Annotated in this window: 15 protein-coding genes, 1 tRNA gene and 1 pseudogene; 13 read left to right on the forward strand and 4 right to left on the reverse strand. The window is 69.2% G+C overall.

Features of this window, described 5'->3' with window-relative positions; genetic code table 11:
• Positions 1-23: 23 nt before the first annotated feature.
• Positions 24-548 (forward strand): inorganic diphosphatase, encoded by a 525-nt coding sequence (locus tag RAH39_RS08915; RefSeq protein WP_306589745.1) that lies wholly within the window; start codon positions 24-26, stop codon positions 546-548.
• 4 nt (positions 549-552) lie between these two features.
• Positions 553-1,257, forward strand: a complete 705-nt coding sequence (locus RAH39_RS08920) for an HAD family hydrolase (protein ID WP_306589746.1) — start codon at positions 553-555, stop codon at positions 1,255-1,257.
• Here the strand turns inward: RAH39_RS08920 and RAH39_RS08925 are convergent.
• Together RAH39_RS08925 and RAH39_RS14090 are read right to left on the reverse strand one after the other, a co-directional pair.
• Positions 1,241-1,819 carry a LolA family protein gene (locus tag RAH39_RS08925; RefSeq protein WP_306589747.1) on the reverse strand — a complete coding sequence of 193 codons (579 nt, stop codon included), beginning with the start codon at positions 1,817-1,819 and terminating at the stop codon, positions 1,241-1,243. The two genes, RAH39_RS08920 and RAH39_RS08925, sit on opposite strands and share 17 nt — an antisense overlap.
• A 640-nt stretch (positions 1,820-2,459) precedes the next feature.
• A pseudogene (locus RAH39_RS14090) lies at positions 2,460-3,035 on the reverse strand (ATP/GTP-binding protein); the annotation flags it as partial.
• A 184-nt stretch (positions 3,036-3,219) separates the two neighbouring features.
• On the opposite strand from RAH39_RS14090, the gene RAH39_RS08935 reads away from it, so the two are divergent.
• Positions 3,220-4,254 carry an isocitrate/isopropylmalate dehydrogenase family protein gene (locus RAH39_RS08935; RefSeq protein ID WP_306589749.1) on the forward strand — a complete coding sequence of 345 codons (1,035 nt, stop codon included), beginning with the start codon at positions 3,220-3,222 and terminating at the stop codon, positions 4,252-4,254.
• A 218-nt stretch (positions 4,255-4,472) separates the two neighbouring features.
• Here the strand turns inward: RAH39_RS08935 and lexA are convergent, their stop codons facing one another.
• On the reverse strand, positions 4,473-5,141 hold the full coding sequence (lexA, locus tag RAH39_RS08940; RefSeq protein ID WP_306589750.1) for a transcriptional repressor LexA: 669 nt from the start codon (positions 5,139-5,141) through the stop codon (positions 4,473-4,475).
• A gap of 222 nt (positions 5,142-5,363) precedes the next feature.
• On the opposite strand from lexA, the gene RAH39_RS08945 reads away from it, so the two are divergent.
• The 6 genes from RAH39_RS08945 to RAH39_RS08970 all read left to right on the forward strand — a co-directional run bounded on the left by RAH39_RS08945 (position 5,364) and on the right by RAH39_RS08970 (position 11,698).
• Positions 5,364-7,187: a 2-oxoacid:acceptor oxidoreductase subunit alpha gene (locus RAH39_RS08945; protein WP_306589751.1), complete on the forward strand. Its 1,824-nt coding sequence runs from the start codon at positions 5,364-5,366 to the stop codon at positions 7,185-7,187.
• Between the two features lie 12 nt (positions 7,188-7,199).
• Positions 7,200-8,252 carry a 2-oxoacid:ferredoxin oxidoreductase subunit beta gene (locus tag RAH39_RS08950; RefSeq protein WP_306589752.1) on the forward strand — a complete coding sequence of 351 codons (1,053 nt, stop codon included), beginning with the start codon at positions 7,200-7,202 and terminating at the stop codon, positions 8,250-8,252.
• Between the two features lie 208 nt (positions 8,253-8,460).
• Positions 8,461-8,536, forward strand: a tRNA-Ala gene (locus RAH39_RS08955).
• A 51-nt stretch (positions 8,537-8,587) separates the two neighbouring features.
• Complete coding sequence (gene ruvA, locus RAH39_RS08960; protein ID WP_306589753.1) at positions 8,588-9,175, forward strand: Holliday junction branch migration protein RuvA; 588 nt, start codon at positions 8,588-8,590, stop codon at positions 9,173-9,175.
• Positions 9,172-10,116 (forward strand): 2-hydroxyacid dehydrogenase, encoded by a 945-nt coding sequence (locus tag RAH39_RS08965; RefSeq protein WP_306589754.1) that lies wholly within the window; start codon positions 9,172-9,174, stop codon positions 10,114-10,116. The genes ruvA and RAH39_RS08965 overlap by 4 nt, the downstream gene beginning before the upstream one ends.
• A 40-nt stretch (positions 10,117-10,156) precedes the next feature.
• Positions 10,157-11,698, forward strand: a complete 1,542-nt coding sequence (locus RAH39_RS08970) for a tetratricopeptide repeat protein (RefSeq protein WP_306589755.1) — start codon at positions 10,157-10,159, stop codon at positions 11,696-11,698.
• Between the two features lie 320 nt (positions 11,699-12,018).
• Here the strand turns inward: RAH39_RS08970 and smc are convergent, their stop codons facing one another.
• Entirely contained in the window at positions 12,019-15,528 is a 3,510-nt protein-coding gene (gene smc / locus RAH39_RS08975; protein ID WP_306589757.1) for a chromosome segregation protein SMC, read from the reverse strand.
• A 251-nt stretch (positions 15,529-15,779) separates the two neighbouring features.
• Here smc and RAH39_RS08980 point away from each other — a divergent pair, with 251 nt between their 5' ends.
• The 4 genes from RAH39_RS08980 to RAH39_RS08995 are packed head-to-tail and all read left to right on the forward strand — an operon-like array spanning position 15,780 to position 18,599.
• Positions 15,780-16,511 carry a hypothetical protein gene (locus RAH39_RS08980; RefSeq protein ID WP_306589758.1) on the forward strand — a complete coding sequence of 244 codons (732 nt, stop codon included), beginning with the start codon at positions 15,780-15,782 and terminating at the stop codon, positions 16,509-16,511.
• Complete coding sequence (locus RAH39_RS08985; protein WP_306589759.1) at positions 16,511-17,359, forward strand: PilN family protein; 849 nt, start codon at positions 16,511-16,513, stop codon at positions 17,357-17,359. Before RAH39_RS08980 ends, RAH39_RS08985 begins: the two co-directional genes overlap by 1 nt.
• Entirely contained in the window at positions 17,356-17,934 is a 579-nt protein-coding gene (locus tag RAH39_RS08990) for a hypothetical protein (RefSeq protein ID WP_306589760.1), read from the forward strand. The genes RAH39_RS08985 and RAH39_RS08990 overlap by 4 nt, the downstream gene beginning before the upstream one ends.
• Entirely contained in the window at positions 17,931-18,599 is a 669-nt protein-coding gene (locus RAH39_RS08995) for a hypothetical protein (protein WP_306589761.1), read from the forward strand. The genes RAH39_RS08990 and RAH39_RS08995 overlap by 4 nt, the downstream gene beginning before the upstream one ends.
• Positions 18,600-18,602: the final 3 nt, after the last annotated feature.

Here is an 18,602-nt window from a genome sequence, read left to right on the forward strand (position 1 = left end):
ATCGATCTCTTTCCGGAGCGCCCATGTCCCTTCTCCACGTCGATCCCGGTCCGCGGGCGCCCGAAATCGTCAACGCGATCATCGAAATCCCCACCGGTTCGCGCATCAAGTACGAGATCGACCACCACACGGGCCTGGTCCACGTGGACCGCGTGCTGTTCTCGCCCTTCCACTACCCCGCCGAGTACGGGTTCATCCCGGGCACCCTCGCGGAAGACGGCGATCCCGCGGACATCCTCGTCCTGATCAACGGCGCCACCTACCCGGGCGTGGTCCTGCGGGCGCGGCCCATCGGCCTCCTGCGGATGAAGGACGAGAAGGGGTCCGACGGCAAGATCCTGGCCGTGGCCACGGACGATCCGACCTACGCGCACGTGACCTCGCGCAGCGACCTGCCCCCCCACTTCCTGCTGGAGGTGGAGCACTTCTTCCTCACCTACAAGGACCTGGAGCGCAAGAGCGTCACCAGCGACGGCTGGGGCGGGAAGGACGAGGCCCACGCCTTCGTGCGCTCCTCCATCGCGGCGTACCAGCGCGAAAAGAAGTAGGCGGATGGCCTCTCCGGAGGCGCCCGGCCTCGTCTGCTTCGACCTCGACGGCACGCTGGTGGACCCCCTGCTGGGGGTGCGGAACTGCGTCCGGAAGACCTGCGCCGCCTTCGGGCTGGAGAGGCCTTCCGACGCGGTTCTCCGCGGCTGGATCGGGCTCGGGATGCGGGAGGCGCTGGCGACGCTGGAGGGGCTGCAGGATCCGGCCCGCCTGGAAGCGGCGCTGGAGTTCTACTGGGAGCGCTACCGCGAGGACGGCGTCTTCGAGCACGAGCTGTATCCCGGCGTCTTCCACCTGCTGCATCGCCTCAAGCGGCAGGGGCACCGCCTCTACGTGGTGTCCGCCAAGCCCACCCTGTTCGCGCGGCGGATCGCCTACCAGTTCGACCTGAACCTGATCTTCGACGACATCTTCGGCAGCAGCCTGAAGGGCCGTTGGCAGCCCAAGACCGAGGTCCTGGCCGGCCTCGCGGAGCGGGGGACCATCTGGCGCGGAGGCGTGTTCGTGGGGGACCGGGGCGTGGACATGGCCGCCGCCCGCGACCATCGGCTGGAGGCCGTGGGCGTCGCCTGGGGCTACGGGACCCGCGAGGAACTGCGGGAGGCGGGCGCGGAGCGGATCTTCGACGCGGTGCCCGACCTCGACGCGTGGCTCCAGATCCGCTTTCCCGGAGCGGAAGCCTTCGACGCCTTCAGCCGTTCCGAGTAGCCCAGCGCGCGTCCGCCGGAACGTCCGGCCGGAAGGCGCCCGCCGGCGCCGACGCGGGCGTCCGGGCGTCCAGAAGCTCCAGGCGCTGCTTGGCGCCGGTGGGATCCGTCCATTCGAGGGCCCGCAGGAGGCCCTTGCGGCCCCAGACTTTCAGCGCGGGCACGCCCGCCTGCTTGGGCGTCAGGGTCACGGCCTCGCCCGCGGCCTCCGCGCGGTAGAGCTGCCCGATCCGCGCGGGCTCTAAGAGCAGGCCGAGCAGCGGGAAATTGCGCACGGCAGAGGCCAGCTCGATCCGCTGCGCCGTGCGCGTGTCCGGATCGTACTGCACGAGGTAGTGGCCGTCGGACGTGACCTTCAGGCCCGAATCGTAGGCCACGCGCAGCTTTCCGCCCCGCGCGAGGAGCAGATCCCCCTCCCGCGCCAGCTTCCCGAAAACGGCGCTGTCGCTCTCCTGGCGGAAGCGGCTGGCAAGAATGGGCACCTTGGGAAGGGCCGTCCACCACGCCGGCAGCCCCGACCACAGCGGCGCGGCCAGGACCGCGGCGAGACAGAACGCGCGCATCTCAGCCCCGCTTCAGTTCGACGTTGAGCTTGGCGGTGGCTCCCTTGGCGGGCGCGGAGCGCTGAACGCGGCCTTCCGCCACGGTCCGCCCCTTGAGCCGGACCTCGACCAGGACTTCCACGTCCTCGCCCTCGACCTCCGGGGGAAGGTCCAGCCGCAGGACCGACAGCGCGCCCTGCCGCCCGGCCTGGGTCAACTCGCCCAGGAAGGTGGAAAGGGCCGCCTGGGGGTCGACCGGCGCGCGCGGAACGGGGCGCTTGGCCTCCACCTTCAGCGACGCGAAAGCCGCGAAGGGATCCGCCTTGGGCGCCGCGGGACGCAACGGGCCCGCCTGGGGACGGTTCCCCTCGAAGGGCCGTTCCGGTTCCGCAGGAGGGGCAACGGGCGGAAGGATCGCAGCCGGAGGTTCGGGCAGGTGAGGAGCTTCGATCACCAGGCCGCCCTCGTCGTCCTCGTCGGGCAGCGGCAGGACCGGCGGCGGTACGACGGGCAGCGGCGCTTCCATGTCCAGCAGGTCGCTGACGGAAGGAAGGTCCGACAGGGTGAGGGGCGAAGGGGCCGAGGAGGAAATGACGGGCTCCGGCGCCGGAAGCGGAGCTTCCGCGATCCGTGCCGCCGGCCCGTCGCCCAGGACGTTCAGCTTGATGTGCGACAGGGCGAGCTTGGTGATCCCGCGCAGGGTCTCGAACACGCCCGTGCCGTCGGAAGCCACGGACTGGAAGCTGGGCAGGCCGCGAGGATTGAAGGCGGCTTCCAGCTCCTCGATGGGGACGACGTTCTTCAGGTCGCGCTTGTTCCACTGGAACACGAGGGGAACGGCGTGCAGGTCCAGCCCCAGTTCGCGGAGGTTCCCCTCCAGGTTCAGCCAGCTCTCGCGGCCGGCCTCCAGCATGGGCACCTGGCTGTCCACCACGAACACGATGCCGTCGACGCCCTTGAGGACGAGCTTGCGCGTGCTGTTGTAGAACACCTGGCCGGGCACGGTGTAGAGCTGGAGCTTGGTCTTGAACCCGCCTACCATGCCGACGTCCATGGGCAGCAGGTCGAAGAACAGCGTGCGATCCGTCTCCGTGTTAAGGCTCACCATCTCGCCGCGGGCCTTCTGGCTCGTCTTGCCGTAGATGGTGTTCAGGTTGGTGGTCTTTCCGCACAGACCCGGCCCGTAGTAGACGATTTTCGCCGTCATCTGCCGGGTGGCGTGGTTGAAGAACACCATTCCAGAACCTCGCTGGGATTCCGAAGTCTAGCCCGGAAACCCGCGCCGGCTCAATGCAAATGCGGGTTTTCCGGCTCCGCCGCGGCGCGCGGAGAAGCGGATGCCGTCCTTTTTCTCAGGCTGAGGAGGCCGAGGGGCCCAACGGAATGTGGGACCATCCTCCCTTCAGCGGAGGCGGGATCCCTTGGACAGCGCGGTTCGCATCGCCCTCATTCCCGGCGACGGCGCCGGACGCGACGTCATGGCCGAGGTGGAACCCTGCCTGGCCTGGGCCCGATCGCGGGGCCGGAACCTCGAGGCGGTGGCCTTCCCCTACGGCGCGGACCACTTCCTGGCCACGGGCGAGACCCTGCCGCCCGCGGCCTTCGCGGAGCTGCGGGACGGATTCGACGGCATCCTGTTCGGCGCCGTGGGCGATCCCCGCGTCCCCGACGGACGGCACGCCGAGGAGATCCTCCTCCGCCTCCGCCAGGGCCTGGAACTGGGCGTGAACTTCCGTCCCAGCCGATCCGCCGGACCAGGGCTGGGAATCCCGTTCGACGTGGAGGTATTCCGCGAAAACACCGAAGGCCCCTATTGCCTGCAGGGCCACACGGAGCCGGGTCGCGCCGTGGACTTGGCGGTCCACACCGAACCGGCCGTCCGGCGCCTGCTCGAAGCCGCTTTCCGCCGGGCGGAAGAACGCAACGTCCCCCTGGTCCTGGCCCACAAGGCCAACGTCCTGAAGCACGGCCACGGCCTGTGGCTGCGGGTCTTCGAAGAGCTGAAGGCGGCCCATCCCGCGGTCTCCGCGCGGGGAATGCACGCCGACGCCCTGCTCTGCGCCCTCGTCCAGGATCCGAAGCCCTTCGGCGTGATCGCGGCGGACAACTACCTGGGCGACCTCATCAGCGATCTCTGCGCGGGCTTCATCGGGGGCATGGGCGTGGCGCCTTCCCTGAGCTGGGCGCCCCATCGTCCCTTCCGCTGTACCGCCCTGGCCGAGCCCGTCCACGGCTCGGCCCCGGACATCGCCGGGCGGGGCCTCGCGAATCCCATCGGCATGTTCCTCAGCCTCGCCCTCCTCTTCCGCCACCTCGGGTGGACAGGGGAAGCCGAGGCCCTCGAAGCCGGCGTGGAAGCCGCCCTCCACGACGGGGCGCGCACCCGGGACCTGGGCGGCACGCTCGGGACGATCGAGATGGGGGAGGCCATTCGGAGTCGGCTGAGAGAAAGCTGACTTCGAAAAAAAGAACACCGCCAAGACGCCAAGGGAGAAAAGAAGAAAGCCGGTGAGCGATCTGTACAAGGCTGGCGGAAGATCTGGGGCGAACCTGAAAGATCACCACCAAGACGCGAAGACACCAAGAAAAGCGTCCTGCATCTCACGCTCTTCTTGGCGCCCTTGGCGTCTTGGCGGTGAAAAAATCCCCGATGTTTCGACGGCTCGGGATTGTGTCAGCAGCTTCGCATCACGCCCACCAGCACGCCCTGGATGTCGATGCGCTGGGGGAGGTAGCAGTGGGGCTGGAGTTCGGGGTTGTGGGGGATCAGCCACACGCCCTTGGTGTCGCGGCGGAACTCCTTGAGGGTGACCTCCTCGCGGTCGATGAGGGCCACCACGCGATCGCCGTTGCGGTACTCCCCCTTGCGCTGGAGCACCACGAGGTCGCCGTCCAGGATGGCGTCGTCGATCATGGAGTCGCCGCGGACGCGCAGCACGAAGAGCTCCTCCCGCTGGCGGTGGATGCTGTTCGGCACTTCGATGGGAAGGGCGCGGCTCTCGGGCAGGATGGGCGAGCCCGCCGCCACGTCGCCGCAGAAGGGGAAGATGCGCACCGACGACGGAAGCTCCGGGCGCTCGGGCCGAGCGGAAACTCCGGTCGCGGAAGGCGCGTCCAGAGCGGCGCCCGAAGCGACGACCAGGTTGTTGCCCTTGCCGTGGCTGCGGACGAGAAAGCCCTTGTCCATCAGGTGCTGGACGTGCTTGTGGATGGTCGAGACCGCGCTGGAACCCACGCCCTTGGCGATTTCGGCCAGGGTGGGGCTCCGCCCTTCCGCCTCCACGAAGGTGCGGATGAACTTCAGGACAGCCTGCTGCCGTTTGGTAAGATCACTGGCTTTCATGATTCAAAAGTAGGTGTGGCGTTCCCCAGCGTCAATCCCTTTTTTTTCGCTTTATTTCAGGCCCCTGGATCCCTTTCCGGAAGGACCCTCGATAGAAGCCCCGGCCGGCCTCTGCCATACTGGAAGCTCGCCTGGAGTGTCAACTATTTACACCCAGGGTGTCCTCTTTCCGCTTTTTCCGCCTTCCTTCCCTGGCTTTGACCTGAAGAGAAAGGAGTCCCCATGACTGCCACCCTTGCCACTCCCGATACCGCTGGAGGGGCGAAAACCCGGATCAATGATTTTTCCATCCAGGTGGCCACGGTCAACGGCTCCGGTTCCCAGACGGCCAATACGGTGCTCCTGCGCGCCATCTTCCAGATGGGCGTCTTCGTCAGCGGAAAGAACCTGTTCCCCTCCAACATCGCGGGCCTTCCCACCTGGTTCACCATCCGCGCCAGCGCCAAGGGCTACGTGGCCCGCAAGGCCAGCAACGAAATGCTGATCCTCATGAATCCCGAGACGGCGAAGGAGGACATCGCCAAGGCCGACGCCGGCGCGCTGGTGATCTACGACGAGCCCCTCCAGCTCGACAAGCTCCGCGCCGACCTCCACTACATCCCGGTGCCCTTCCAGAAGCTGGTGACCGCGTCCTGTCCCGAGCCCAAGCTGCACAAGCTGGTGAAGAACATGATCTACGTGGGCGTCGCCGCGCGGCTGCTCTCGGTGGACATGGAAGAGGTCCGCAAGGCCATCGCCAAGCAGCTGAAGGGCAAGGCCAAAGCCGTCGAGCTGAACCAGGGCGCCGCCACCGCGGGCTACGACTGGGCCATGGAGAACCTGCCGGACCAGGACAGGATCAAGGTCGTGCGCGACAACCGCACCGAGGGGCTGATCATCGTGGACGGGAACGAGGCCTGCGCCCTGGGAGCGCTGTTCGCGGGCGTCACCGTGGTGGGCTGGTATCCCATCACCCCCGCCTCCAGCCTCGTCGAGACATTCATCGAATACGCGGAGGAGTACCGCAAGGACCCCAAGACCGGCAAGTCCACCGTCGCCATCGTGCAGATGGAGGATGAACTGGCTTCCGCGGGCGTGGTGCTGTCCGCGGGTTGGGCCGGCGCGCGCTCCATGACGTCCACCGCCGGCCCCGGCGTCTCGCTGATGAGCGAGTTCATCGGGATGGGCTACTACGTGGAGGCGCCCGGCGTCTTCTTCAACGTGGCCCGCACCGGCCCCAGCACGGGCCTGCCCACGCGCACCCAGCAGTCGGACGTGGAGCTGTGCGCCAAGTGCAGCCACGGCGACACCCAACACATCAACCTCTACCCCGGGACGATGGAGGAGTGCTTCCAGTTCTCCTACGACGCCTTCGACCTGGCCGAGCGCTTCCAGACGCCGATCTTCGTGGTCACCGACCTCGATCTCGGGATGCAGAACTGGTCCTCCAAGCCCTTCGACTACCCCGCCAAGCCCTACGACCGCGGAAAGGTGCTCAACCAGCAGCAGCTCGCGGAAGCCAAGGACTGGGGCCGCTACAAGGACGTGGACGGCGACGGGATCTGCTACCGCAGCCTCCCCGGCACGGCCGGCGGCAAGGGCGCCTACTTCACCCGCGGCTCGGGCCACAACGCCTACGCCCAGTATTCCGAGAAGCCCGAGGACTACCTCGAGGTCGTGGACCGCCTCAAGCGGAAGTACGAAACCGCCAAGGCCTTCGTGCCCAAGCCGGTCTTCCGGAACATGGGCTCGGACACGGGCGTCCTCGCCTTCGGCTCCAGCAATCCCGCCGTCGTGGAGGCCCAGGACATCCTGGCGGAGAACGGAGTGAAGACCGACTACCTCAGGCTGCGCGCCCTGCCCTTCACCGCGGAGATCGACGCCTTCGTGAAGGAGAAGAAGGTGGTCTACGTCGTCGAGCAGAACCGCGACGGCCAGATGGCCAACCTCTTCCGCGAGGCCTATCCCCAGCACGCCACCAAGTTCAAGAGCGTCCTCCACTACGACGGGCACGCCATCGACGCCCAGGGCATCGTGGACCAGATCACCGCCTTCGAGCAGAAGTAAGAGGAGCCGCCCATGACCACCGCCACGCCGTCCGCTCCCGTGCCCGCCGCTCCCGTCAACCGCCTCGGACTCACCAAGCAGGAATACGTGGGCTCGAAGTCCACCCTGTGCGCGGGCTGCGGCCACGACGCCATCACGGCCCAGATCATCAACGCGGCCTTCGAATCCAACATCGAAGGCCACCGCGTCACCAAGTACTCCGGGATCGGGTGCTCCTCCAAGACGCCCGCCTACTTCATCAGCCAGGGCTGGGGCTTCAACAGCGTCCACGGCCGGATGCCCTCCATCGCCACCGGCGCCTCCCTCGCGAACCGGCAGCTCATCAACGTCGGCGTCTCCGGCGACGGCGATTCCATGTCCATCGGCATGGGCCAGTTCGTCCACGCCGTCCGCCGCAACATCCCGATGATCTACATCATCGAGGACAACGGCGTCTACGGCCTCACCAAGGGGCAGTTCTCCGCCACCGCCGACAAGGGCTCCCACCTCAAGAGCGGCGCCGTGAACGACCTGCCGCCCATCGATCCCTGCACCCTCGCCATCGAGCTGGGCTGCGGCTTCGTGGCCCGCTGCTTCTCCGGCAACCCCAAGCAGCTGAACGCCGTCCTCAAGGCCGCCTTCGCCTACGAAGGCACGGTGGTGCTCGACATCATCAGCCCCTGCGTCACCTTCAACAACCACGACGCCTCCACGCGCTCCTACAAGCACGTCAAGGACCACGATTTCCCCCTCCACGAACTGGGCTTCATCCAGTACTCGGAGCTGGAGGAAGTGGACATCCCTGCGGGCGAGACGGAAATCGTGACCTTCCCCGACGGCTCCAAGGTGGCCATCAAGGCCCTGCATGAGGGCTACGATCCCACCGACCGCTTCGGCGCCATGAAGGCTGTCCACGAATCCATGGCCAAGGGCGAGTTCCTCACGGGCCTGCTCTACATCAATCCCACCCAGCCGCCCCTCCCCCATGTCCTGAACCTCGTGGACGAGCCCCTGGCCACCCTGGGCGAGGACCGCCTCAAGCCCAGCCCCGCCGAGCTGGACAAGATCATGCAGAGCCTGATGTGACCGACCGCCGGGTGATTCCGAACGCGCCGGGGGCGCGTCCGGAATCGGGACCCGGCGAGGAGGTCATGCCACCGACTCAGAAGGCCGCCGAAAGGCGGCCTTCGTCATGAAGCCGGAATCTTGCGCGGCACTCGGACGCCATCCACGGGCCAGCCCGGCGGAAGCGGCCATTGACCCCCGCCGCCGACCCGCTAGACTGGAGTTTCGTGGGCCTGTAGCTCAGCTGGGAGAGCGCCGCGTTCGCAATGCGGAGGTCGTCAGTTCGATCCTGATCAGGTCCACCAATACGGATACAAAACGGGCGGCGCGAGCCGCTCGTTTTGTATGCTGAAGTCATGATCGGACGCCTGCGCGGGGAACTCATCCAGAAGCTGCCCAACCTCGCCCTCGTGGAGTGCGGCGGGGTGGGCTATGCGGCGGCCATCAGCCTCTCCACCTACGGGCTGCTGCCGGAAGCGGGCGCCCAGGTGGTGCTGTACACGGAGCTGCTGGTCCGCGAGAACGAAATCGCGCTGCTCGGCTTCTCCTCGCCCCAGGAGCGGGAGCTCTACCGGATGCTGGTGAAGGTGGACGGCGTGGGCCCCAAGCTGGCCCTGGCGGCGCTCGGCGCCCTTCCGCTGGAAGACCTCGTGCGCGCGGTGCGCGGCCGGGACGTGAAGACCCTCACCCGCATCCCCGGCGTGGGCAAGAAGACCGCGGAGAAGCTGTGCTTCGAACTGTCCGAAAAGATGGGCGGACTGTCGGGCCTCGACGGCCTGGCGGGCGCGCCCGGGGGCGATCCCTGGGAGGAGAGCCTCCGGTCGGCCCTGACGAATCTTGGCTTCAAGGAAGATGTAGTTCTGCCCGTGGTGGCGGACCTGCGCTCCGCGAAGCCGCCCCTGGCGGAGGCCATCCGCCAAGCCCTGAAGGCCCTGCAGCGATGACCACCCGCATCCTCTCCACCTCCCCCCTCGTCGGCCCCGCCCTGGGCGAACTCGGCGCGCGCTTTCCGGAACTGCGCCTGGCGGCCTTCCGTTCGCCGGAGTGGAACGCCGCCCTTCCCGACGCCGAGGCCCTGGTGGTGATGCTGTCCGAGCCCCTCACCGAAGCGGATCTCGCCGCCGCGCCGAAGCTCAAGGCCATCGGCACCTACTCCGTGGGCGTCAACCATCTGCCCGTGAAGGCCTGCGCGGCCCGCGGGATCGCCGTGGTGAACACCCCGGGCGTCCTCACCGACGCCACCGCCGACATCGCCCTGGCCCTGCTGATGGCCGTGACCCGCCGCGTGGCCGAAGGCGAAGCCCTCGTGCGCTCCGGCGAGTGGAAGGGCTGGGCGCCGGACCAACTGCTGGGCCCCGGCCTGTCGGGGAAGGCCTGCGGCATCCTGGGCAGCGGTCCCATCGGCCAGGCCTTCGCCCGCCGCGCCTGGGCGCTGGGCATGACGCCCCTCTTCTGGGACCGCGAGGGCCGCGGCGGCGAGGTGGATTTCGGCGCGGGTCGCGCCGTCCGCCTGCCCCTGGCGGACCTGCTGCCCCGCAGCGCGGTGCTGTCGCTCCACTGCCCCCTGACGGACGAGACGCGCGGGCTACTGGGACGCACGGCGCTCGAGACCCTGCCCGAGGGCGCCGTCGTGATCAACACCGCCCGCGGCGGAATCCTTGATGAGAACGCCGCCATCGATCTGCTGGAAGCGGGGCGGCTCGGCGGCGTCGGGCTGGACGTCTACGAGGGCGAGCCGCGCCTCAATCCGCGCTGGCTGAAGGCGCCGCGCGCCGTGCTCCTCCCCCACCTCGGCTCGGCCACCGTCGAGACTCGGCAGGCCATGGCGCGCCTCCTGTGCGACGGGCTCGCCGCCGCGCTGGAGCGGTCGCCCGCCGCTTCTTAGCGGCCGCAGTGATACCCTGAACCCTTCGCGAGGCACTCCCATGCAACGTCCCTGGCTCGAACTCCTGGATCCCCGCCTGACGGCCCTGAAGGCTGCCGTCGGGGCCGGTTTCGACGAACGCCTGCAGCTCGCGCGCGCCCTGAACGGGCGCGCGCGGCACGGCGAAGCCCAGGAGATCCTGGAGCAGCTCCTCGCGGAGAACCGTTCCCATGCCGACGCGTGGTTCGAGCGCTTGGTCTGCTTCAGCGCGCGCGCCGACGAGGAGGAGGGCCTCGAGTTGATGGCCCAGTTGGAATCCCTCCGGGATGAGCATCCCGGCGACGGCGGCCACCTGCGCAACCTCGGCTACCTGCGGCTGCTCCTCCAGGACGCCGACGGCGCCGAACTCGCGCTGCAGCAGGCGCTCGGCCGCGACGGGCAGGACCCCAAGGCCCTGGAACTGCTCGGGCTCGTGCAGCTCCACCGCGGCCAGTCCGCCGAGGCCCGGGCCTGGCTGCTGAAGGCCCTCAGCCTCAAGCCGAAGGATCCGCGCACCCTCCGCCTGATGGCCATCGCCATGGAGCAGATGGACGACTGGAGCGGCGCGGAAGCCCAACTCATGGCCGCCCTCCGCGTCGAGGAGGCCTACTACTGGGGCTGGCACGCGCTGGGCGAGCTGCTGCTGAAGCGGGGCGACCTCCCCGAGGGCATGCGCTGCATCCAGCGGGCGCGGACCCTCCAGGTGTGCGATCCCGCCAGCTACTTCATCCTCGCGGAGATCTTCAGCGAACAGGGCCACCTCGAACTGGCCCAGGGACAGCTCCACGCCCTGATGCTCCTCGCCCCGCCCGCGTCCGTCCTCGCCGAAGCCCAGGCGCTGCTGGGCGAGCTGAAGCGCGACATGGGCGACCGCGACGGCGCCGCCAGCTACTTCTCTCTCGCCACGGAAACCGATCCGGAGGCCTCGAATCCCTGGGCGGCCCTGGGCGAGATGGCCCGGGAGGACGGCCGGTGGGACGACGCCCTCCGCTGCTACCGCGAAGCCCTCGTCCGCGAGCCCGGCGCTGCGGATCTCCAGGTCCAGCTGGGCTACGCCCTTCTGGAAACCCGGCAGGGAGAGGCCGCCGAACAGGCGTTCCTCCAGGCCCTCGAACTGGATCCGGGCGAATACAGCGCCTACCTGGGGCTCTCCGAGGTCTGCCGCTTCTCCAACCGCCGGGAGGATCAGCTGCGGATGGTGGAGGAAGCCATGACCCTGGCTCCCGACGACGCGGACGTGTGGAACGCCCGGGGCGTGGCGCTGGAAGTCACCGACCGCTGGAAGGAAGCCACGGAAGCCTATGAGAAGGCCCTGGCCCTCGAAAGCCAGCATCGCAAGGCCGCCAACAACCTGGGCTTCGTCCTTGAGAAGCGGATGAACCAGGGCGAGCCGGACCTCCGCCCGCGGGCCGTCGAAGCCTGGCGCCAGCGCCTCCTCATCTGCCACGAAGGGGGCCAGAGCCTCAAGATGGCCAAGGAGCACCTGGTGGGATTGGGCGTGGAGGAAGCCACCCTCCGGGAGTGGCTGCGGCCCGAGTTCCTGACGGCGGACACGAAGGCCTGAGCGGCCCCGTTTCGCATTCGTCACATGAATGTTTCCAGGAACTTACAGGGGGTCATTCCAGGGCTGTGGAAAAGCCTGTGGATTCCCCTGTTTCCGAGGCCCTAAAGTCTGTCCGCCGACGCACTTCCTTGTGTTGTGCATCGATATTCCGATCAATTCAAGTTATTCATTTTCAATATCTTGCATAGATTACCCGGCACCATTTTGAACGTAATTCTCCCGCCGGAGTTTTCCACATATTCCGTTTTCTTTCGCGTTGACAGAGCGAAGCCCTTGGAAACCAAGGAACCGGGGGCGAAAAGGGGGCCGGACCCCCTTCGTCACACCAGCGCCTCGGCCTCCTTCAACTGGACGCTCACCAGGCGGGAGCAGCCCGCTTCTTCCATCGTGACGCCGTAGAGGGTGTCGGCCGCCACCATGGTCGGCTTCTGGTGGGTGATGACGATGAACTGGGTGTCCGCCTTCATCTTCCGGACCATGGCCGCGAAGCGGCCGACGTTGGCCTCGTCCAGGGGCGCGTCCACTTCGTCCAGGACGCAGAAGGGGCTGGGCTTGAAGTGGAAGATGGCGAAGAGGAGCGAGATCGCCGTCAGGGCCTTCTCGCCGCCGCTGAGGAGGGTGAGGGCCTTGGCGGTCTTGCCCGGCGGCTGGGCCGTGATCTCGATCCCGCACTCCAGCAGGTTCTTGGCGTCCTCCAGCGCGAGCTGGGCGTTGCCTCCGCCGAAGGCCTCGCGGAACACCTCCTGGAACCGGAGGTTCACGAAGTCGAAGGCCTCGCGGAAGCGCTCCGCGCTGGTGATGTTGATCTCCTGGATCGTGGCTTCCAGGTTCCCGATGGCCGCCGTAACGTCCGCCCGCTGCTCGTTCATGAAGGCCAGGCGGCCCTCCGCCTCTTCCAGTTCCTGGATGGCGAGGGGATTCACCCCGCCCAGTTCCATGCGCCGCCCCTGGAGATCATTCAGGCGGGTCTGGTGCACCAGCTCGCCCTCTTCCCAGGCCGCGCGCTCGGTCTCGTCCAGGCCGGCCAGGAAGGCCGGGATCTCCAATCCGAGGGCCAGTTCCACTTCCTTGGCCAGAGCCTCCTGGCTGCCCTGGACCTGGGCGCCGTGGATCAGCGCCTCCTGGTGCTGGGCGCGGGCGTTCTCCAGAGCCTCCTGGAGTTCGCGGGCGGCGCGCTCGTGCACCCGCAGGGCCTCCTGGTCCAGTTCGAGGCGGGGCTGGGCTTCCTGAGCCTGGGCCTGGATCGCGGCGCGCTCCTCCAGCAAGGCCTGGGATTCGGCCTCCAGCTCCTCCAGCCGCGTGGCGCAGGCCCCGGCGCGCTCCGCCTGGGTGCCCGCTTCGGCTTCCACTCGCTGGCGCTCCGCCTCCAGATCGAACCGGCCGCGCTTGGCCAGTTGGAGATGGCGCTCGTGGCCATCCCGCTCGGCCCACACGGCGTCGCGGGCGCGGGCCGCCTCCAGCCGCGCGTCGCGCGTCGCGTCGAGGCGCTGCCGCGCGTCGCCCACGCGGCCTTCCCCTCCGTGGATGGCCTCGTCCAGGGCCGCGTCGCCGGCCTCTTCGGGATGTTCGTCCAACTCCCGCAGGAGCCCGCGCAGCCGCTTGATCTCGCCTTCGATCTGCTCCCACAGGGCGTCCGCCCGCTCGCTGGCGGACCGGATCTCGGCGAGCTGGGCCTGCAGCCCCGTCCTCTGGGCCCGCAGGGTGTCCGCCCGGCGGCGCAGGGCACGCAGGTCCTCGTCGATCTCGGCGGAACGCTCCCGGGCCTCGCGGCTGTCGTCGCCGCCCCGGCCCCGCCGTGCCTCCAGATCCTCCAGCCGATCGAGCAGCGCTTCACGGGTGGCCTTCGCCTCCTCCAGCTCCGCCCGCAGCTTGAGGGGCGACGCGGCGGGCGCCGACACGCCCACCTGGATCGGACCGAAAGGCAGGCGCACAAAGCCCGGCGAAACGAAGGCCAGATCCGGATGGGCCGAAACCAGCGCGGGCAGGGCCTCGTCGGAGCACCGGAACGCGCGGTCCAGGAGGCCGCCCAGGGGCCGGTCGCCGCCAGTCCAGCGGAGGTGGGACCGGAAGGGCTCGCAATCCGCGGGAGTCTCCGGCACCGCGGGCATGCCTTCCAGCGCCAGGAGCAGATGGCCCGGCGCGTCCGCCGCCCGCTGGGCGAGGGACGCGTCGGCGGCGAGGGACTGGAGCCAGCCGCCGAGAAGGCGCTCCAGATCGGGGCGGACGGCCTCGTCCACCGCCAGGAGTTCCACGAAGGCGCGCGGACGGGCGCCCTGCTCCCGAAGCCAGGCGAGGCCCTTCTGCATCTGCTCGTCGCCGAAGCTCTTGGCCAGCAGGTCGGAGATCTGCCGCAACCGGCGCTCGGCGGCGTCCAGTTCCGCCTCGGCGCGGTGGTGATCCTGCGCCAGCACCCGCTGGGCCTCCTCCAACTGCTCGGCCCGGCGGCGCTGGTCGAAGGCGGCCTCCTCCGCCTGCTCCAGCTGGGAAACCAGGCCTTCGAGGCTGCGCTCCACCTGCCCGGCTTCGGCCTGGAGGCTCTCCAGCCGAGGGGCGCGGACGGATTCCTCGTGGTTGAGGGCATCCAACCGCCCTTCCAACTGGGCGATCTGGCTCTGAAAGGCCAACCGCTGCTTCTGCCGGGCCACGGCTTCCTTCTGGAGCGAGGCCTTCTGCTCGCGGAGGGCGTGGAGTTCCCCTTCCTCCCGCCGGAGGGCCCCCTGGGCGAGGGCCACCTGCTCCTCCGCCGCCGCCAGCTCCGCTTCGCGGACCCCGAGCCGCTCCCCCGCCTCTTGCAGCTGGGCCTCCAGGGCGGTGAACGAATCGCCCGATTCCTCCAGCCGCGCCACGAGGGTCTGGATGTGGTCCCGGAGGCGGCCTTCCTGTTCCTTGGCCTCCCGGCGGCGGTCCTCCTGGAAGCTGCGCTCCTGGTCCGCCAGCTGCAGCCGCTGGTCCAGCCCCAGGATCGCGGCGGAGCGCCGGGCCTGGGCCTGCTGCTGCTCGTCCACGGACAGGCGCAGGGCCTCCACCTCCGAAGCCTTCTCCGACACCTGGACCGTCAGCTCCGCCACCCGGCGCTCGATGTGATCCAGTTGATCCAGGATCCGCTGCTTGGCGGCCTCCAGTTCCACCGCCTTGCCCGCGAGCAGGATCCGCTGGGTGGCCTTGATCTCGGCGTCCAGTTCCCGGGCGCGCCGGGCGCGGGAGGCCTGGCGGCGGAGGGAATCCATCTGCTTGTTCAGCTCGAACAGGATGTCGTCCAGGCGCTGGAGGTTGGACCGGGTCTCGTCCAGGCGCTTCTCGGCGTCCGCCCGGCGCAGCTTGTAGCGGGTGATCCCCGCGGCTTCCTCCAGCAGGAGGCGCCGGTCCTTGGGCTTGCTGCTGAGGATGAGGTCGATCTGCCCCTGCTGGATGAAGCTGTAGGCGCGGGTTCCCATGCCCGTGTCCAGCAGGAGGTCCTGCACGTCCTTGAGCCGGGCCTCGCGGCCGTTGATGCGGTATTCGCTGCCGGAATCGCGGTAGAGGCGGCGGGAGATCGCCACCTCGCGGGTGGCCCCCGGCAGCGCGGGATCGGGCATCTCCAGGACCAGCTTCACTTCGGCCAGGCCCGTGGGCCGGCGCTGGGCCGTGCCCGCGAAGATCACGTCGGCCATCTCGGCCCCGCGCAGCATCGAGGCGCGCTGCTCTCCCAGGACCCACGCCAGGCTGTCGGAGATGTTCGACTTGCCGCACCCGTTGGGCCCCACCACGGCGGTCATCCCCCCCGGGAAGCTCAGCTTCTGGGCGTCGGCGAAGGACTTGAATCCGTGGAGTTCGAGGGAGATCAGGCGCACGCGGTCAGCGCTCCGGGGAAAACGTGAGGAACATCTCTTCCCATCATTCCATACCAAGCCTGATTCTTCCTGAGAGCGGACCAGCCTGTCCCCTTGGGAATCCGGTCCGCCCCCGGTAGAATCGCCCTCTCCCCTTGTGCCAACCAGGAGTCATTTGTGGAGCCCCTCCGAGATCCCCTGCGCGACCCGGCGACGGACGGGCGGCTTCGCATGTGCGAACCGGCCGGTCCGAGGGTGAGGGGGGCGGGGCTGTGAGACTGCCGTTCCTCCAGGCTTCCGAAGCCTCTCTCTTCTGGCTGGAAGCCCACCGCATCCGCGCCGGAGCCCATCGCCGCCCCCTGACGGATTTCCCCACGGACGACCAGTTGGCCCAGGCCCTGGCGGCCCTTCCCGCGGGCCCCACCCGCTGGGTGGTGGACGACCTGTGGACGCCCTCCCTCCTGCTGCGCGACCTGGCGGAGATCCCCCGCGGCGCCGAGGCCCAGGAGGCCTTTTTCCGCTGGCGGTTCAGCCAGTCCCTGGCGCTCGATGAGCCCCACTTCGTGCAGACGCTGGAAGTGGAACCCGGCACGTGGCTGGCCTGCGGGATCCGCGAGACCTTCCGCGACTCCCTGCTGCAACTGGGCCTCCGCATGGATCGCACGGTCCACGCCCTCACCCCGCGGTGGCTGCACCTCTACAACCTGCTGGCGCCGACCCTCGACATGCCGGGAATCCTGCTGTCCCTCAGCCCCGTGGGCCAGAACCGCTACGCGGGGAGCCTGGTGGCCTGGGGACGCACCATCTGCCTGCTCCGCCAGTGGGCGGAGCCCCTGGATCTCGACGGCTGGAACGAGGAGCGCATCGCCCCCAGCGCCGCCTTCCTCCAGCGCGAGTCCCGCACGCCCCAGGTGCTCTACCTGTGGGGCGCTCCCGGCTGGCGCGACATCGACCTGCCCGTGCGGGTCCTGGACGACCGCTTCGCCCAGACGGAGACCCCCTGATGGCCGTCCCCGTCCTTCATCTCAACCTGGCCCCCCGCCCCAGCCTGTGGCGCCAGCGCCACCAGATCCTGGGCTGGGTGACCCTGGGCGTGGGCACGGCGTTCCTCCTGGGGTCCCTGGGCCTCACGTGGCGGGCCTACCGGCAGGCGAGCCGCGCCGGCCAGGCGGCCGTCAGCCTCACCGAGGAGGCCCGCCGCGCCGCGGGCCAGGAACAGCGGATTCAGGCCTCCTTGCAGGACGTGGACGCCTCCCGCGAGCAGGCCCGCTGGAAGGTGGCCGAGCGCATCCTGATGGAGCGCAGCCTCCCCTGGTCCCGCGTCACCGCGGAGCTGGAGCAGTGCATGGTGCCCGACATGCGCGTGAAGGGCCTCCAGCGCACCCGCGGCAACAACCAGCAGGTGGTGATGAAGCTCAAGGCCGAGGCCCGCACCCGCGAGGCGGAAGCGGCGTTCGTGGAAGCGCTCCAGGCCGCGCCCGTGTTCGCCCAGGTGGTCCTCGAGCGCGAGTCCGAGCGTCAGGGCGGCGGCTGGGACCTGGAGATGAGCCTCCCCGCCGCGGCCGTCCCGCCGCCCTTCGTGGTGAAGGCCGTCAAGACCGCGCCCGCCGGCACCATCAGCATCCCGGCTCCGAAGGTCGCTCCGCCCGTGGCGGGCCGTCCCCTTCCGCCGGTCGGTCGGCCCGCCCCCGCGCCTCCCGTTCCGCAGGCAGGCCCGCCCGTTCGCCCCGCCCCGATCGTCCAGCCCCAACCCGTTCCTCCGCCTCCCGCGGAACCCGGCAGTGACGAGGGCGACGAGGGCCGCCGGCCGCGGCGACTCCGCTCGGGACGCGACAGGAGGCCCTCCGAATGAACAGCCCCCTCCGCACCAGCCGCCTGCGGTTGGCCCTCGGCGGCCTGGGCCTCGTCCTGGGTCTCGGCGTGGCCTTCTTCCTGCTCCCCGACGCGTCCCAGCAGCTGAACCAGAAGCTGAAGGCGAAGGGCGAAGCCGAGCGGAACCGCAACCAGCAGGTCCAGCGCCTCCAGGAACTCCAGCAGCTGGCCGACCGCATCCAGCGGGGCCGCGAGACGCTGGCGGACCTGGAGAATCGCCTGCCCAAGGGCTCCGCCGGCGAGCTGCAGTGGTCCCTCAGCAAGCGCCTGCACGAGTTGGCGCAGAAGCACGGCCTCCGCCTCCAATCCATCAAGTACGGCCTTCCCAGCCGGGAGGGCTCCCGGGGGACAGACCTGGAAGCCGTGGACGTGGAGTTCGTGGCCGTGGGCGTCTACGCCAGCCACAAGGCCTTCATGATCGATCTGGAGAGCTCCGGCCTACCCTTCGCCGTCCGGGACGGCCGCCTGGAGGAGAGCCCCGAAGGCGCGCGACTCGACATCGTCCTGCGGGCCTTCCGGAAGACCGGAACGCCGGAACGGGAGGAAGAGGCATGAGCCCGACTCCCACCGCCGCTGCCACCGGGGCCTTCGATTTCCGGACCATGCTCCAGGAACTGAAGGGCAACCGCCGGACCCAGCTCGCCCTGGGCGCTTTCGCCCTGGTGCTGGTGTACGCCGCCTACACCCTGTTCGCGCCCTCCGCTCCGCGCGCCCGCAAGGGCGCCACCGTGGGCGCCGCCGGCGGCCTGGATTCCCGGCAGCTCCAGGGGCTGCGCCGCCTGCCCGATCTCGCCGCCCTGAACCGGGCCGGGGAAGTCCCCTCCAACCCCAAGGTCCGGCGCGATCTCTTCTTGTTCGAGGCTCCGCCTCCCCCGGTGGTGGTGAAGGTCAAGCCCCCCCCGCCTCCGCCGCCACCGACGCCCGAAGAACTGGAGCGCCAGCGGCTCGCCCAGGAGAAGGCCACCGAGTACGCCGGGCGGCCCCAGGATCTCCGCTACCTCGGCTTCTTCAAGGGAAGCCCCTCGGGGATGGTGGGCGCCTTCATGAAGGGCGAAGAGCCCGTGACCCTGCTCCAGGGCACGCTCCTGAAGGAACGCTGGAAGCTGGTGACCATTCTCGATACCCGCGCCGAATTCCAGAACACGAAGTACCCGGACCTGCGGCTGGTGCTGGAGACCCGCGAGGCCTCCGGCGGCGCGCCCACGACGAACCAATTCTGACCC

Origin of the sequence: Geothrix sp. 21YS21S-4 (genome assembly GCF_030845995.1) — a bacterium.
Lineage (GTDB): Bacteria > Acidobacteriota > Holophagae > Holophagales > Holophagaceae > Geothrix.

Excerpts from the sequence above, each read along its gene's own strand:
- RAH39_RS08915 (WP_306589745.1), top strand. The coding sequence starts at position 24 with ATGTCCCTTCTCCACGTCGATCCCGGTCCGCGGGCGCCCGAAATCGTC.
- RAH39_RS08920 (WP_306589746.1), top strand. The coding sequence starts at position 553 with ATGGCCTCTCCGGAGGCGCCCGGCCTCGTCTGCTTCGACCTCGACGGC.
- RAH39_RS08925 (WP_306589747.1), bottom strand. The coding sequence starts at position 1,819 with ATGCGCGCGTTCTGTCTCGCCGCGGTCCTGGCCGCGCCGCTGTGGTCG.
- lexA (WP_306589750.1), bottom strand. The coding sequence starts at position 5,141 with ATGAAAGCCAGTGATCTTACCAAACGGCAGCAGGCTGTCCTGAAGTTC.
- RAH39_RS08945 (WP_306589751.1), top strand. The coding sequence starts at position 5,364 with ATGACTGCCACCCTTGCCACTCCCGATACCGCTGGAGGGGCGAAAACC.
- RAH39_RS08950 (WP_306589752.1), top strand. The coding sequence starts at position 7,200 with ATGACCACCGCCACGCCGTCCGCTCCCGTGCCCGCCGCTCCCGTCAAC.
- ruvA (WP_306589753.1), top strand. The coding sequence starts at position 8,588 with ATGATCGGACGCCTGCGCGGGGAACTCATCCAGAAGCTGCCCAACCTC.
- RAH39_RS08965 (WP_306589754.1), top strand. The coding sequence starts at position 9,172 with ATGACCACCCGCATCCTCTCCACCTCCCCCCTCGTCGGCCCCGCCCTG.
- RAH39_RS08970 (WP_306589755.1), top strand. The coding sequence starts at position 10,157 with ATGCAACGTCCCTGGCTCGAACTCCTGGATCCCCGCCTGACGGCCCTG.
- RAH39_RS08985 (WP_306589759.1), top strand. The coding sequence starts at position 16,511 with ATGGCCGTCCCCGTCCTTCATCTCAACCTGGCCCCCCGCCCCAGCCTG.
- RAH39_RS08990 (WP_306589760.1), top strand. The coding sequence starts at position 17,356 with ATGAACAGCCCCCTCCGCACCAGCCGCCTGCGGTTGGCCCTCGGCGGC.
- RAH39_RS08995 (WP_306589761.1), top strand. The coding sequence starts at position 17,931 with ATGAGCCCGACTCCCACCGCCGCTGCCACCGGGGCCTTCGATTTCCGG.